Source organism: Streptomyces pactum, from assembly GCF_002005225.1.
GTDB classification, from domain to species: Bacteria; Actinomycetota; Actinomycetes; order Streptomycetales; family Streptomycetaceae; genus Streptomyces; species Streptomyces pactum_A.
In genome coordinates, this window is sequence record NZ_CP019724.1 from 134,203 (window position 1) to 150,812 (window position 16,610).

General features: G+C 72.0%; 6 protein-coding genes (1 of these 6 running past the window's edge). All 6 read right to left on the reverse strand.

The window, feature by feature from the left end:
- Positions 1-9,471, reverse strand: the 5' portion of a protein-coding gene (locus B1H29_RS00475) for a non-ribosomal peptide synthetase (RefSeq protein ID WP_055422256.1). It extends 4,512 nt beyond the left edge of the window; only the first 9,471 of its 13,983 coding nucleotides appear in the window; the start codon lies at positions 9,469-9,471; its stop codon lies off the left edge, out of view.
- 67 nt (positions 9,472-9,538) lie between these two features.
- Positions 9,539-10,801 carry a cytochrome P450 gene (locus B1H29_RS00480; RefSeq protein WP_055422255.1) on the reverse strand — a complete coding sequence of 421 codons (1,263 nt, stop codon included), beginning with the start codon at positions 10,799-10,801 and terminating at the stop codon, positions 9,539-9,541.
- Positions 10,798-12,510: a non-ribosomal peptide synthetase gene (locus B1H29_RS00485; protein WP_055422254.1), complete on the reverse strand. Its 1,713-nt coding sequence runs from the start codon at positions 12,508-12,510 to the stop codon at positions 10,798-10,800. Before B1H29_RS00485 ends, B1H29_RS00480 begins: the two co-directional genes overlap by 4 nt.
- Entirely contained in the window at positions 12,510-13,259 is a 750-nt protein-coding gene (locus tag B1H29_RS00490; protein WP_055422253.1) for a thioesterase II family protein, read from the reverse strand. The genes B1H29_RS00485 and B1H29_RS00490 overlap by 1 nt, the downstream gene beginning before the upstream one ends.
- 838 nt (positions 13,260-14,097) lie before the next feature.
- Positions 14,098-15,345, reverse strand: coding sequence for a ketosynthase chain-length factor (locus B1H29_RS00495; RefSeq protein ID WP_055422252.1), 1,248 nt, complete (start codon positions 15,343-15,345; stop codon positions 14,098-14,100).
- Positions 15,342-16,607 carry a beta-ketoacyl-[acyl-carrier-protein] synthase family protein gene (locus B1H29_RS00500; RefSeq protein ID WP_055422251.1) on the reverse strand — a complete coding sequence of 422 codons (1,266 nt, stop codon included), beginning with the start codon at positions 16,605-16,607 and terminating at the stop codon, positions 15,342-15,344. The genes B1H29_RS00495 and B1H29_RS00500 overlap by 4 nt, the downstream gene beginning before the upstream one ends.
- Positions 16,608-16,610 lie beyond the last annotated feature (3 nt).

The following is a 16,610-nucleotide window of genomic DNA, read 5'->3' on the forward strand; positions in this document are numbered from 1 at the left end:
GAGCAGCAGCGGGACGTTGTAGGTGTGGTCGTCGGGGTTCATCCGGCTGAGGAACCACAGTCGGCGCTGCGCCGGCGACAGCGGCACCCGGGCGGGGTGCTCGCTCGGGCGCAGCGCCGGGCGGGTGCCGCGGCCGTAGCCGTCCAGCAGTCGCGCCAGCCGTCGGGCCGTCGGGTGCTCGAAGACCGACCGGACCGGCACCTCCCGGCCGAGCGCCGACCGGATCGCGTTGACCAGCCGCATCACCGACAGTGAGTGGCCGCCGAGGTCGAAGAAGCCGTCGTCGGGCCCGACGTCCTCGGCGCCCAGCACCGCGCCGAACAGGCCGCAGATGATCTCCTCGACCGCACCGTGCGGGGCGCTGCCGCTGCCGCGCGCCTGCAGTTGCGGCAGGGCACGGCGGTCCGCCTTTCCGCTGGCGGTCATCGGCAGTTCGTCCAGTGTCACGAAGTGCGAGGGCACCAGGTAGCCCGGCAGCTTCCGCTCGGCCCAGGCGCGCAGCTCGGCCGCGGTCACCGGGGACGACGTGGTGAGAAAGGCCGCGAGCTCGTGCTCCCGGGCCACCACCACCACGTGTGAGACCGCCGGATGCCGGCCGATCACCGACTCGACCTCGCCCGGTTCCACCCGGAAGCCGCGAATCTTCACCTGGTCGTCCACCCGGCCGTGCAGCCGCAAGTGTCCCTCGGCCGTCCACTGGGCGATGTCGCCGGTGCGGTACATCCGTGCGCCCGGAGACCAGGGATCGGCCACGAAACGCTCCGCGGTCGCGCCCGGCGCCCTGAGGTATCCGCGGGCCAGCCCCGTCCCCGACACGTACAGTTCGCCCTTCACGCCCACGGGCACCGGGTTGAGCCGGGCGTCCAGAACGTAGGCGGCGGTGTTCCACGCGGGCCGCCCGATCGGGGTGTCGCCGTCCGGCAGTGGTGTCGCGGACGTCGCGGAGAACAGCACGCATCCGACGGTGGCCTCGGTCGGGCCGTACTCGTTGTGGACCGTCGTCCCCGGGATCCGGTCCAGCCAGGCGCCGGTCAGCTCGGCGGGCATCTGTTCGCCGCCGACCACCAGGTCGCAGCCGGGAGGGAACACCGACGGCTGGTCGCCGAGCGCGGCCAAGTGACTGGGTGTCATCTTCACCAGGCCGTATCCGCCTTCGGCGGCCCGGTCGGCCGTCAGCTCGCCGACCTCGATCCGGCCGCCGGACACGAGCGGCGCGAAGAGCACCGTGACGGGCATGTCGAAGGTGACGGGCGAGTGCAGCAGGGCACCGGTGCGCACTCCCGGGTACGCGTGCGCCGCCCAGGCGACGTAGTCGGCCAGGGCGCGGTGCTCGACGACGACGCCCTTGGGCCGCCCGGTGGAACCGGACGTGTAGATCACGTAGGCGGGGTACGCGCGGTGGACGGGCGGCAGTCCGCTCGGGGTCGTGGGCGCCGCGGGGATGTCCTCGTCGAGGAGGACGGCGGGCAGCGGCGTGCGACCGGCGAGCCCGGAATGGGTCACCGCCAGGAGAGGCGCCGCGTCCTCGATGACACGGGCGAGCCGATCGGCCGGGTCGTCGGGATCGAGTGGCAGGTAGGCGGCACCGGACTTCAGGACCGCCAGCACGGCCGCGACCTGGTCCACACCTCGCGGCAGGGCAATCGCCACCAGATGTTCGGGACCGGCGCCCCGGGCGAGCAGGGCGCCGGCGACGCGGTCGGACCGTGCGTCGAGTTCGCGATAGCTGAGCCGGGTACCGTCTCCGCTCACGGCGATGGCGTCGGGCGTCCGTGCCGCCTGCTGACGGAAGCCGTCGATCACGGTCGGGTACGGGACCTCGTGGCGGGTGTCGTTCCAGTGGTGCAGGAGCAGTTCACGATCGGCGGCGCCGAGCAGGTCGATGTCGGCGAGCCGGACCGCGGGATCGGCGACGACCGCGTCGAGCAGCCGTCGCAGCATCGTCACCACCCGCTCCACCGTGGCGCGTTCGAACAGACCCGCGGCGTACTCCACTGCGCCGGTCAGCCCGTCGGCGTGCTGGGTGAGGAGGAAGGACAGGTCGAACTTGGCCTGGCCCAGACCGACGAGGCGTCGGCTGACGCTGTGGCCGCCCAGGTCGTCCGGTATGTCCTGGGTGTGCTGCAGGGTCAGCATCACCTGGAACAACGGGTGCCGGGTCGGCGAGCGCTCCGGGTTGAGTGCCTCCACCACGTGCTCGAACGGCACGTCCTGGTGGGCGTAGGCCGCGAGGTCGACGGCCCGGGTCCGTTCCAGCAGGTCGGCGAACGAGGGATCATCCGCTGTCGAGACCCGCAGGACCAGCGTGTTGACGAAGAAGCCGACCAGATCGTCGAGCGCCTGCTCGTCACGGCCGGCGACCGCGGTGCCCACCGGCACGTCGTCCCCGGCACCGAGCCGGGAGAGCAGCGCGGTCACCGCGGCGTGCAGGACCATGAACACGCTCACCCCGTGGCGGCGTGCGAGATCGAGCAGCCCTTGCCACGCCTCGCCGGCCAGTGTGAAGGGCACCACGTCGCCGGAGCGGCTCGGCACGGCGACGCGCGGCCGGTCCACCGGCAGCGTCACCTCCTCCGGGACACCGGCCAGCGTCTCCTTCCAGAACTCCAGCTGCCGGGCGGACAGGCTGTCCCGGTCCTCGACGTCGCCCAGCAGCGCACGCTGCCACAGCGCGACATCGGCGTACTGCGCGGGCAGCGGTCGCCAGCCCGGGACCCGCCCCCCGAGACGGGCCCCGTAGGCGGCGTCCAGGTCGCGCAGCAGCACACCGAGGGACCAGCCGTCCACCGCGATGTGGTGCAGCACCAGCACGAGGGTGCGGGCGTCGCTGTCCGGCGCTGGCCACAAGGCTGCCCGCAGGGGCGGTTCGGCCGACAGGTCGAAGGGACGTGTGACGTACTCCCCGACCGGATCGGCCACCGGCCGACCGGGCGCGGCTTGCGATCCACCCGTCTCCACGCAGATCTCGATGTCGGCCAGAATCTGCTGGTAGGGGCCTTGTTCATCAACGGGGTAGTACGTGCGAAGCACCTCGTGCCGCCGGACCACGTCGTTCAGGGCGGCGCCCAGGGCATCGGCGTCGACCGGCCCGTGGACGTCGAGAACCACCGGCAAGTGGTAAGCGGCCGAACCGGGTTCGAGGGTCTGCAGGAACCACAGCCGCTGCTGCCCCGGCGAGAGCGGCACCCGTTGCGGGCGGGTGCCGGGCGCCAGTGCCGGCCGGGCCGGGCCGGTGTCCGCCAGTACCCCGGCCAATCCCGCCACCGTGGGATGCTCGAACACCGAGCGCACGGCCAGTTCACGTCCGAGGACCTGACGGACCCGGTTCACCAGCCGCATCACGAGCAGCGAATGGCCGCCCAGCTCGAAGAAGCCCTGGTCCGCACCGACTCCGACGACGCCCAGCACTTCGCCGAACAGGCCGCACAGCACTTCCTGCACGGCGCCCCTCGGCGCCTCGCCACCGCCTTCCCGGACGATCGCGGGCAGGGCGCGGCGATCCACCTTGCCGCTGGTCGTCAGCGCGAACTCGTCGACCACCAGCACATCCGACGGAACCATGTAGTCCGGCAGCAGTGCCGCGGCGAACTCGCGAACCTGCCGGGCATCCGGCGCTGCCCCCGGGACGGGTCTCACATAGACCGCGAGCCGCCCGTCCGCCACGGTGGCCACGGCACGGCCGACGCCCGGGCACCGGCCGACCACCGACTCGACCTCGCCCAGCTCGATCCGAAAGCCCCGGATCTTGACCTGGTCGTCCGCGCGGCCGACGAACTCCAGACCGCCGCCGACCCGCCGCTTGGCCAGGTCACCGGTCCGGTACATGCGCCCGCCGCTGCCGGACGGGTCCGCCACGAACCGCTCGGCCGTCAGGCCGGGGGCCCCCAGATAACCCCGCGCGAGTCCGGGACCGGAGACGTACATCTCGCCGACGACGCCGGGCGGCACCGGGCACAGCATGTCGTCGAGCAGCCGGACCGTGAGGTCCGGCAGCGGCACGCCGATGCCGCTCGCCCGTGCGTGCCGCACCAGCTCGGCGTCGAGCCGCTGGAAGGTGGTGTGCACGGTCGTCTCGGTGATCCCGTACATGTTGACCAGGACCGGACCTCGGTCGCCGTGCCGCTCGTACCACGGCCGGAGCAACGCGAAGTCCAGTCGCTCGCCTCCGAAGATGACCCATCGGAGGGCGGTCGGGGGCAGCGTGTCGCCCAGTGCGGCGGCGGCGCTTAGCTGGGCGAACGCGGAAGGGGTCTGGCAGAGCACGGTCGCGCCGGTCCGCGCGGCGGTGAGCAGCACGTCCCGCGGCGACCGGCTCTCCTCATGGGTGAGCACGACGAGCCTGCCGCCGTGCAGCAGCGCGCCCCAGATCTCCCAGACCGAGAAGTCGAAGGACGCCGAGTGGAACAGCAGCCAGGTGTCCTGCGGTCCGAAGTCGAACCACTTCTCGGTGGCCTGGAACAGTCGCAGGACGTTCGTGTGCGGCACCACCACCCCCTTGGGCCGACCGGTCGACCCCGAGGTGTGGATGACATAGGCGGCGCCCGCCGGATCGACCCGCGCCGCGCCCACCGGCGGACCCGGCGGCACGCTGTCCGCGGGGTCGTCGGCTGACGGGAGGTCCCGCAGGACATGGACGGGGCGGACGCCGGCGATGATCGAGTCGATCCGGCCCTTCGGATAGGCCGGATCGATCGGGACGTACGCCGCGCCGGTCTTGAGCACGGCGAGGATCGCGACGATCAGCTCGGGGGAACGGGGCAGCACGAGCGCCACGGACGTCTCGGGCCGCGCGCCGAGCCTCGCCAGCCGACGTGCCAACCGGTCGGCTCGGGCGTCGAGTTCCCCGTAGCTCAGTGTCGTGTCGCCGAAGACCACGGCGGGGCGGTCGGGGGTCCGCGCTGCGTGTTCCTGGAACACCTCGTGCAGACAGCGTGCTCGGTTTGGGGCGACCTGAGCCGACGGGCCGACCGGGGCGGGCACTTCCTCCGGCAGTCGTACGTCGATCCGGCCGACCGCGCGTTCCACGTCGGAGAGCCCCTGCTCCAGGACGGTACCGAGCCTGCGGACGAGCGCCTCGACGGTCTGCCGGTCGAAGAGATCGCTGCGGAACTCCACGACGCCGCCGACACCGGCCGGACCGGCGCCGTCGGCACGCCGCTCCCGGAAGTTGAAGGTGAGGTCGAACTTGGCGGTGTCCGGGCGGACGGTGTCCAGACCGGTGCGCAGACCGGGCAGGTCGAGCGTCGGCTCCGGCTCGGCGCTGTGCGCGATCATCACCTGGAACAGCGGGTGTCGAGCCGTCGACCGCTCCGGATTCAGCTCCTCCACCAACAGGTCGAACGGGACGTCCTGGTTGCCGAAGGCTTCGAGGTCACCGGCGCGTACCCGCGCCAGCACGTCGGCGAAGCCGTCCGTACCCGTCACCGTTGTGCGGAGCACAAGGGTGTTGACGAAGAAGCCGACCACGTCCTCCAGCGCGGGTGACCCGCGGCCCGCCACCGGAGTGCCCAGCACAATGTCGCGGCCGGCGCCGAGTCGGTGCAGCAGCACGGCCAGTGCCGCGTGCAGCACCATGAACGTGCTCGCGCCGTGCTCGCGGGCGACTCGCTCGATCGAGGCGTGCGTCTGCGCCGACAGTTCGATCGGCACCGCGCCGCCCGCCGAACCGTCCGCGGGAGACCGCGGCCGGTCGGTGGGGAGCGGGATCTCCTCGGGCGCCCCGGCGAGACGGTCCAGCCAGTACGCGAGCTGACCGTGCAGCACCCCGTCCTGATCGCCGAGTTCGCCGAGTGTCCGCCGCTGCCAGACCGCGTAGTCCGGGTAACCGACCTCCAGGACGGGCAAACCGGGTCGCGAGCCCGTCGTCCGTGCCCGGTAGGCCGTGGCGAGATCGCGGGAGAGCGGACGCAGCGAGAGCATGTCCGCAGCGATGTGGTGCAGGAGCAACAGGAGTACGTGCTCGTCGGCGGCCAGGGCATAGAGCCGCACCCGCAGCGGCGGTTCGGCGGCCAGGTCGAAGCCACGGTGGATCTCGGCTCGCAGCCGCGCGTCCAGTTCCCCCTCCGCGAGGGCCACCACCTCCATCTCGGGGGGCGATCCGGCGGGCACCGGCCATGGCTCGCCGTCGCGGTCCTCCACGGTCGTGCGCAGGGGAGCGTGCCGGGCCACCACGTCGGCGATCGCCTGCCCGAGGGCGTCCTGGTCCAGCCGTCCGGACAGCCGGACAACGAGCGGGATGTGGTAGCTGGCGTCGGCGCCGGTCAGCCGGTCGAGGAACCACAGCCGCCGTTGCGCGTACGACAGCGGAGCGTCCTCGGTGGTTGCGGTGATCCGCGGTGGTGCCGCGGGTTCGGCGGCGGTGGCGAGCAGCGCGGCGAGGCCGGCTGGGGTGGGAGCGTCGAAGACGGCGCGGACGCCGACGGCGATGCCGGTCTCCTCGCGGACGCGCGCCGCCAGTGTCGACGCGGACAGCGAATGCCCGCCGAGCGCGAAGAAGTCGTCGTCCATGCCGACCGCGGGTACGCCGAGCGCCTCGGAGAACAGAGCGCACACCTGCTTCTCGGCCCGGTCGCGCGGCGCCCGGCCACGGCCCACCGCGCGGTGCGGTGCGGGCAGCGCGTCGCGGTCCACCTTGCCGTGCGAGGTGACCGGCAGGCTCGGCAGCACGACGATCGCGTGCGGCCGCATGTGCTCAGGCAGCACGGCGCCCAACCGCTCGCGGAGCGCGTCGACGTCGACCGTGTCTCCGGCCGCGGGCACCACGTACGCCGCGATCTGCGCCGGCTGCCGGTCGCCGTCGTCGGAACGCGGCACGACGACGGCCTGCCGCACGCCGTCCGACGCCAGCAGCACGGACTCGATCTCGCCCGGTTCGACCCGGAAGCCGCGAATCTTCACCTGCTGGTCGCCGCGGCCGAGGAACTCCAGCCGGCCGTCGTCCCGCCAGCGTGCCAGGTCGCCGGTGCGGTACATGAGCCCGCCGTTGTCCGAGAACGGGTCGGCGACGAAGCGTCCGGCGGTCATGCCGGGACGGCCGAGATAGCCCCGGGCCAACCCCGGACCCGTCACGTACAACTCGCCGGTGACACCGGGCTGGACCGGTTGCAGGGCCGGGTCGAGCACCATGACGCCGGAGTCCGCGAAGGGTGTGCCGATGACCACCTGGTCGCCGAACGGGCCGGCCAGCGGATCGCTGGCGGTGCAGCACACCGTGGTCTCGGTGGGCCCGTAGGCGTTGACCATGGTGCGGCCGGGCGCCCATGCGGCCGCCAGTTGCGGCGGGCAGGACTCGCCGGCCACGACGAGCGTGGTCCGCTGCGGGATCGTGTCCTTGGGCACCGCCGCGAGGACCGCGGGCGGCACGGTGAGATGGGTGATGCCCTGCCGTGCGACGAAGTCGCCGAGGGCGGGCGGCATCAGCTCCTCGGGTATGGATGGAAGCACCAGGCTGCCGCCGGACAGCAGAGCCATGACCAGTTCCCAGAACGCGGCGTCGAAGGTGGCCGACGCGAACTGGAGCACCCGTGCCCGGTCGTCGACGTCCAGACGGCGCTGCTGGGCCCGGGCCAGCGCCGCCACGCCGCGGTGGCTCACCACCACGCCCTTGGGACGCCCGGTGGATCCGGAGGTGTAGATGATGTAGGCCGCGTTCGTCGTCTTCAGTCGCCCGGCGCGCTCGGCGTCCGTGACGTCGCCGCGGTCGGTGTCGGCCAACTGGTCGACGGTCACGGGCGCGTCCAGCAGGAGCACCGGGGCCTGCACCGTGTCGATCGCGCCCGTCAGCGAGCCGACGGTGAGCACGCACTGCGGCGCCGAGTCCGCGAGCTGGTAGGCGATCCGCTCCGGTGGATGAGCCGGATCGAGCGGCAGGTAGGCTCCGCCGGCCTGCAGCACCGCCAGCACCGCCACCACGAGATCGACGGATCGGGGCAGCGCGACGGCCACGACCGACTCCGGCCCCACGCCGCGGGCCATGAGCAGCCGGGCGAGCGCGTTGGCCCGGCCGTGCAGCTCCGCGTACCCCACACGCCGGTCGCCGACCAGGAGCGCGGGCGCCGTCCCGCGGCGCGACACGACCTCCCGGAAGAGTTCGGGGAAGGTGCTCGGCGTCGTCGGCGCGGCCGGAGTGCTTCCCCAGCCGAGCACCGTGCGCCGACGCCTCGGGCTCACGGCGGCCAGCGCGGCGACCGTCCGGCCCGGACGGTCCAGTCCCTCGGCGACCGCTACGAGCAGTTCGGTGAACGCCTCGTGGTGCCCGGCCGCCTCGTCCTCGGTGTACAGCCGCGGATCCGCCTCCAGGTCGATGTCGAACCCGCCGCCGGGCCGCCGGTAGGCGCTCACGTTCATGTCGTGGATGCGCCGTACCGACACGTTGCGGGAACTCACTACCCGCGCCGCGCCCAGTTGTCCGCCGTAGTGGAACGGGATGACGTTGACGGCCGGGCCGAGCACGGAGCGGCGCAGCCCGCGCGCCATGAGTTCCTGGCGCAGCAATTCGCCGGGGTACCGCTGGTGCGCCAGTGCGGCCTCGACCTCGGCGGCGACCTGGTCGGTCAGTTCGCGCACGGTAGTTCGCGGATGCACCGACAGGCGCAGCGGGAGCACGTTCACCATCGGGCCGGCCGCGCGCTTGGCCGTCTCGGTGACCCGGGCGGTCACCGGGAGGCTCAACACGGCGTCGGGGCGGGCGGAGTGACGGTGCACCAGCACGGCGGCAGCCGTGAACAGCAGCCGGGAGGTGCGCACCCCGTGTCGTTGGCCCGCCAGACGCAGCGCGCTCAGGGCGTGCTCGGGCAGTGACACCCGGCGTCGCAAGGGTGTGGCCCAGCCCGTCGGTGGCTCCCCCGCCAGCCGGCCGGGCTCCGGCAGGTCGGCGAACCGCTCACCCCAGTAGTGCCGGTCCTCGGCGAACCGCGCCGACTGCGTGTACCCGTGGTGGTCCTCGACGAGGGCGCGGACCGATCCGATGCGGGACTTGGGCACCGGCAGTCCGTCGGCCAGGGCGTTGTACACCTCGGTGAACCGCTCGTTGAGCAGAGCGAAACTGACGCCGTCGATGACGATGTGGTGGTAGCCCTGGTACCAGAGGTAACGCTGGTCGGCGATCCGGAAGACCGCGAAGGTGAACAGCGGGTCGTCGGCCAGGTCGACGGTCCGGGCGAGGTCTGCGTCGATCCACGCATCGGCGCCAGCCCGGGGGTCCGGGTGGTCCCGCAGGTCCGACCAGACCGGCCGGACCTGCGGGACGGCGCCGATCATCTGCCGCGGGCCCTGCGGCGTCTCGATGAACCTGGCCCGCAGCGCGTCGACGTCGGCGACCGTGCGGTGCAACGCCCGCTCGAACAGCTTACGGTCGAGCGGGCCCTCGATCTCCAGGCACTCCGCCGCTCGGTAGACCGGGGCGTCGCTGTCGATCCGGTACGACAGCCAGATGTCCTGCTGGGTCGGCGAGAGCGGCAGTCCGTCGGGCATGTGTGACGACTCCAGGGGTTTCACGAGTACCCTCCACCCACTCCGGTTCCCGGATGGTCCGCGACGGTCACGACAGGCGGGCCGGGTGCGCGCCGTCCCGTGGTACGCCGCGCACCGGCATGGACGTGACCCCGGCGACGAAGTTGGAGGCCAGGTGCCGCACCTCCCCGGCCGGTTCGATCCGCTCGACCAGCGCGCAGACGCGCTCCAGGAGCATGCGCAGCGACAGCCGTGCCAGCGCGGCCCCGACGCAGTAGTGGGGCCCGAATCCGAAGGCGATGTGCCGGTTGGGACGGCGTGTGATATCGAACGTGTAGGGGTCGGCGAAGACGTCCTCGTCCCGGTTGGCCGACCCCAGCCACACCGCAAGCGCTGAGCCGGCCTTGACCGTACTGTCGCTCAGCCGCACGTCCTGGGTGGCGTACCGCATGAAGTGGCTGGCCGGTGATGTCCAGCGCAGTCCCTCTTCGACGCAGCCGGCGACCAGGGAGGGGTCCGCGACGACCGCGCGGTAGGCGTCGGGGTGGTCCATCAGGGCCTGGACCAGTCCGGTGACGGTGTGCGGGGTGGTGACGTTCGCGCCCAGGATGAGGCTGTAGCAGTTGTAGACGATGCTTTCGTGGTCCAGCGGCTTCCCGTCGATCCGCGTTTGCATCAGGTGGCCGATCAAGTCGTCCGTCGGGGTCCCGTCCCGCGCGGCGAGCTGTTCCGAGAAGTACTCGAACAGCTCATGGTGCGCGGTGACGAGCGTGAGTGGGGCCGAGCCCTCCTGGAAGGCCGGGTCATGGGGCGCGACGGCCATGGTGGTCAGCTTCGTCAGACGCGGCCAGTCCGATTCCGGCAGACCCATGAAGGTGCCGATGAAGTCCATCGGGAAGTCGGCGGCGAGCACGGCGAGATCGGTGGACTCGCCGTTCAACAGCGGCTCGACCAGCCGGTCGACGGGCTTGAGCAAGGTGTTGCGCCGTGCGTTCACCGCCCGTGCCGACAGCACCCGGTTCAGCGATTCGCGCAGCATGGTGTGGTGAGGCGGGTCGCTCGCCGCCATCATCTTGCCGCCGGCCGGGTCCCCGACGTCCAGGGCGCTGAGGAGGGTGCCCCGCTCGGAGGTGAAGTCCTCATGGTCGCGCAGCACCCGGCAGGCGTCCGCGTAGCGCGTCACCGACCAGAACTGCCGCCCGTCGGGCAGTTGTTGCCGGTGCACCGGCGCCTCGGCGCGCAGGGCCCGCCAGACCGCGTGCGGGTGACCCTCGCTGTGCAGGAACGGATCGAACAGATCGACGCTGTCCAGATCGACCTGCCCGTCCGGAGCGTTTGGCGACATCCTCATCGGCGCCGCTCCTCGACCAGCGCCGCCAGCCCGGCCACGGTCGGCCGCAGATAGAAGTCGCGCGGGGCGATCGTCACGCCGAACTCCCTGGCAACGTCCTCGGCCATCCGCATACTGAGCAGCGAGTGGCCGCCCAGCGCGATGAAGTCGTCGTCGATCCCGATGCGGTCGACACCCAGCAGATCGGACCAGATCTCGGCGATGAGCGTCTCCACCCCGGTGGCCGGCGGCACGAAGTCGGAGAAGAGGTCCGGACGTTCACGCGACACGGTGCCGGCCAGCGCCGAGCGGTCGACCTTGCCGTTCGCGGTCAGCGGCAGCTCGTCGACGATGCGGTAGGTCGCCGGCCGCGCGTAGTCGGGCAGCGCCTGCGCCATCTGACGCCGCATGCCGAGGACCGACACCACCTGTCCGCGATGGGGTGCCACGAATGCGGCAAGCCTGAGCGCGCCGGTGGGGCCGGGCTGTGCCACGACCGCCGCCGAGCGAACGCCGGGCAGGTGCGCCAGGACTGTCTCCGCCTCGCCTGGTTCCACCCGGAAGCCGTTGATCTTGACCTGTCGGTCGGACCGCTCGAGGAACTCCAGCACACCGTCGGACCGCACGCGGACCAGATCGCCGGTGCGGTACATCCGTCCGCCGGGCGGAGAACTCCACGGGTCGGCGACGAACCGCGCACCGGTCTGCCCCGGCTCGCCCAGGTATCCCCTGGCGAGCCCGGAGCCCACGGCGTAGAGCTCGCCGACCTCGGCCGGCCGCAGTCGGGCATCGAGGACGCGCACCTCGGTGCCCGTGATCGGCCGCCCGACCGGTACCGGGTCGGTGTCGCCGGCTGTGATGTCGTGGCAGCACGTGAACGTCGTGTTCTCGGTCGGGCCGTAGCCGTTGACGAGCCGGATCCCCGGCAGCCGCGAGAGAACCAGCTCGGCATGGCGCGGGGACACCACGTCTCCGCCGACGACGAGGCGCCGCACGTTCGCCAGCAGGTCGAGGTGGTGGTCGACGACCTGCTGGAACAGGCCTGCGGTCAACCACAGCGTGGTGATCTTGTGGTCGCTGACGAAGCGCGCCAGCTCGGCCGGCGACGGCTCCCCCGGGGGATGGACCAGCAGCTCGGCGCCGTTGAGCAGGGGAGCCCAGATCTCGAAGGTGGAGGCGTCGAACGCGACGGGGGCGAACTGCAGGAAACGGTCGTCGGGTTCGACCGGTGCGTAGGCCTGGTCGCGCACCAGCCGAAGGACCGACTCGTGCGGTATGGCGACACCTTTCGGGGCGCCGGTCGACCCCGAAGTGAACGCGACATAGGCGAGGTTGCCGCCGCCCGCCCGGGTCGCCCGATCGCCGGCCGGAGCCGGGCCGGCGGGCGTCGAGGGCTCGATCACGGCCCCGGTCGCGTCGAGAAGGCAGCTCACACTCGCCGACCGCAGGGCCCTCGCACGCCAGTGGTCCGGCTGCCGGGGATCGACGGGCACATACGCGGCGCCGGCCTTGAGGATGCCGAGCAGCGTGACCACCAGGTCGAGGGACCGCTCGGCCAGCACGCCCACTCTCGCCTCCACGCCTATTCCCCGGGCGGCCAGTCGACGCGCTGTCTCGTCGGCCCGGGCATCCAACTGCGTGTAGGTCAGAGCGCCGTCATGCCCGTGGAGTGCCACCTTGTGCGGGGTCGCGGCGGCCTGGGCGCTGAACAGCTCATGGACCGTGTCCATCAAGCCACGCCCTCCATGTCCCGCGCCAGCTCTGCCACGAGTGCCAGGGGCGCGTTCAGGAAGGTGTGATGCGTGCCGCGCACGGTGATGAACCGGACGTCGTCGCCGTACGCCCGCCAGCCGGCCATCAACTCGGGCCGTACCTCGTCGTCGGAGTCCCATCCAATCGCGGTCACCCCGCCTGGCAGCGAGACCGGAGCGGGGAGCTGGTACGCCTTGTGGGCGCGAATGTCGGCCTTCATCACCGAGAGCCCTAGATCCAGCAGCTCCGGCGTCAGCCGACTGCCCATCGACTTGGCCAACGTGGTCACTTCCATAGCCAGCTCGTCGTCCCCCATGGAAAGGAACCGGCCGTAGGGCGGCTCGTGCGGAGCTACCTGGGAGGAGACGAACAACCGGCTTGGCGTCGGCAGACCAGCTCGCTCCAACTGACAAGCTGTCGCGAAGGCTGCCAGCGCCGAGCTGCAATGTCCGAAGAAGGCGAACGGGCGGTCCAGGTAGGGTTGAAGTTGCGATATTGCCTGCTCGGCATAATTCTCGAAGGTTCCGAAATGCGGTTCGCTCAGCCGGTTCTCCCGACCTGGCGGCTGTACCGGACAGACCTCCGCCGACCCCACGTTTGACGGCCAACGCGCATACATTGAGGCCCCGACGCCGGAGTACGGGAAACAGAAGATCCGGCAGGGCGCAGTCGCGCTGGGACGGTGAAGCAACCATTGTCCGCGGACGCGACCGGTCTCGAGCGACATGCAGTCTCCCCGTTAGTCCTATGGCCGATACCGGGGTGCGCCGATCGCCGCGCGCTCACGCCTGGGCAGAAGAAGCGGCGCCATGCGCTTTCGGGCCAGTGCGGCACGGGACAAACGCCCGGGCGTTCAACTTCGAACTCCTGTTCGCGATTTGGGTCGCTCTTCAAGATTCGCATGACGCCCTAGGCGACACAAGCGATCTTCTCTGCGCGTCCGGAACCATTCGCTCGACTTTTCTTACGCTGAGTGCTCGACGTCGGCGCTCAGGACAGAATTGGGGGGTTCCTCCCCTTGCAGCGACGTCGTACGTTAACAATCGATAACGTAAGTCCTGCTGTCAGCACCTTCGAACTCGCTTGAACTGGCCGGATTTGATCTGCGTTTCGGTGAGCGTCCCGCCGCCCGGCACCGCGAGCGGGGGTGAGTACTCAACGGTGATGTGGCGGTGCGCGACAGCGGTGGCACCCGTGTCCGGAAGGACCTCGCCCACTCGGCGGGCGGGGAGGCGGTTGCCGGCGGCGAGAACGCGCAGAGGTGAACTCTTCGACGGCGACGCCGGTCGTGGCCTCGGCGTGGTCGAGGGAACGGGAGCAGGCATCCCCCGATCGAGGAGAGCGTCTCTCCTCACGGGGGAGACGCAGGCCCCTGCCGCTCTGTCACGGTGGCGGCATGTCGAGCCTCCTGCTGGCGCTGACACGTGCGGTGACCTGCACCCGCCGGCTGCACATGCTGGTGCGATGGTGCCGTTCGCCTGCGCCATGGCCCGTTCGGCCCAGGCAGGCAGGTGTGGCGGGGGCCGCCGGAACGCGGGGGATGTCGTTCCGGCGGCCCGGTCCGGTCAGGGCGCGCTCAGGACGGCCGCCGAGTTGAAGCCGCCTCGGCCGCGGGCCAGGACGAGGGCGTGGCGGACCCCGGTCTCGCGGGGTGCGGTGACGAGGTCGACGGGGCAGTCGGGGGCGGGCTCGGTGGTGCCGGTGGTGGGCGGGATCACCTGGTCGCGCAGGGACAGCAGGGCGGCGGCCGCGTCGAGGGCGGCGCCGCCGGCCAGCAGCCGCCCGGTCATCGACTTGGGTGCGGTGACGGGCACGCCCCGCGGGCCGAACAGGGCGGCGAGCGCCTCCGCCTCGGCGCGGTCCGCGGCACGTGCGCCGGCCGCGTCGGCGAACACCACGTCGATCTCGTCGGGGCGTACCCCCGCGTCGATGAGGGCCAGGCGGGCGGCGTCGGCCAGGCGCGGGGTGCCGGGGCCGTCGAAGGTGGCCGCGTATCCGGTGAACGCGCCGTAGACGCGGGCGTCGCGTTCGCGGGCGGCCGGGGCGTTCTCCAGGACGAACAGGGCGCCGCCCTCGCCGACCACGTGGCCGCCGGCCTGCGTGTCGAACGGCAGGTAGGCGCGGGCGGGGTCGGTGGCGCGGCTCAGTTGGCCGGCGGCGAGGTGGGCGGCCCAGCCCCAGGGGCACAGTGCCGAGTCGACGCCGCCGGTCACCATCAGCCGGGCGCCCTTGCGGATCTGGCGCCGGGCGTGGGCGAGCGCGTCGAGGCCGCCGGCCTGCTCGGCGACGACGACGCCGCTGGAGCCGCGCAGGCCGTGCCGGATGGAGATCTGGCCGGTGTTGACGGCGTAGAACCAGGCGAAGGACTGGTAGGCGCTGACGTGCTGGCCGCCCTTGGACCACAGGGCCTGCAGCTCGCGCTGCCCGAACTCGAAACCGCCCGCGGAGGAGGCGGTGACCACGCCCGCGCCGTATTCGGGCAGTGCCGAGGGGTCGCTGCCGCAGTCGTCGAGGGCCTCCTTGGCCGCGGTCAGGGACAGCCGGGTGACGCGGTCGGTCTGCGCCAGCAGCCGGCCGGGCAGGTGCTCCTCGTCGACGAAGCCGGGGATCTCGCCGGCGATGCGCACGGGGTAGCGCGAGGCGTCGAAGCGGGTCACCGGCCGGATGCCGCTCTCGCCGCGCAGGGTCGCCGCCCACCAGGCCTCGGTGCCCAGCCCGTTGGGGGCGGTGACGCCGATGCCGGTGACGACGGAGCCGGTGGCGGCGGGGACGTTGTGCCGGACGGTGGGTCGGTCCAGTGTGGCTGTGGTCATGCCGCCTCCTGAAGTCGCGGCCGGGTCAGGACGATGGCGCTCTGGAAGCCGCCGAACCCGCTGCCGACGCTGAGTACGGTGTCCGTGCGCTGCTCGCGCGCGGTCAACGGGGTGTAGTCGAGGTCGCAGGCCGGGTCGGCCTCGTGCAGGTTGGCCGTCGGCGGCACGGTGTTGTGTTCGATGGCCAGGGCGCTGGCGGCCACTTCCAGCGAGCCGATCGCGCCGAGCGAGTGGCCGATCATGGACTTGATGGAGCTGACCGGCACCCGGTGCGCGTGTTCACCGAGGCTGCGCTTGAACGCGGCGGTCTCGTGCCGGTCGTTCTGCTTGGTGCCGGAGCCGTGGGCGTTGACGTAGTCGACGGCGGTGGGATCCAGGCGGGCCTCGTCGAGCGCCGCGCGGATCGCCTCGGCCATCTCCGCGCCGTCGGACTTGAGTCCGGTCATGTGGTAGGCGTTGCTGCGGCCGGCGAACCCCGCGATCTCCGCGTACACGTGGGCGCCGCGCCGGCGGGCGTGCTCGAACTCCTCCAGGACCAGTACGGCCGAGCCCTCGCCCAGGACGAAGCCGTTGCGGGAGCGGTCGAAGGGGCGTGAGGCGGTCTCCGGCTCGTCGTTGCGCGGGCTGGTCGCCTTGATGGCGTCGAAGCAGGCCACGGTGATCGGTGAGATCGGGGCCTCGGTCGCGCCGGTCACCATCACGTCGGCGCTGCCCTCGCGGATGAGGTCGACGGCGTGGCAGACGGAGTCGATGCCGGAGGTGCAGCCGGTGGAGACCAGCGAGACCGGGCCCTGGGCGCCGACCGCGCCGGCCACCTCGGCGGCCATGGAGCTGGGCACGAAGTAGTCGAAGAGATGGGCGACCGCCCGGGTGTGGTCGACCTCCCAGGCGCTGCCGTTCTCGCTGACCACGCCGTACTCGTTGTCGAGGCCGGTGGTGCAGCCGACGGCGCTGCCGAGGGTGACGCCGGTGCGCACCGGGTCCAGGGCGGCGGTCAGTCCGCTGTCCTCGACCGCCTCTTTGGCGCTGACCAGGGCGAACTGGGCGGCGCGGTCGAGGCGGGCGGCCTCGGCGGGGCCGAATCCGTGGGCGGCGGGGTCGAAGTCCGCCTCGGCGGCGATACGCGACCGGAACGTGCTCGCGTCGAAGAGTGTGATGCCGCGCGTGGCGGTGCGGCCCGCGGTCAGCGTGCTCCAGAAGGCGCGGGTGCCCACGCCGCCCGGGGCCACGACCCCGATGCCGGTGATGACGACCCGTCTCATCGG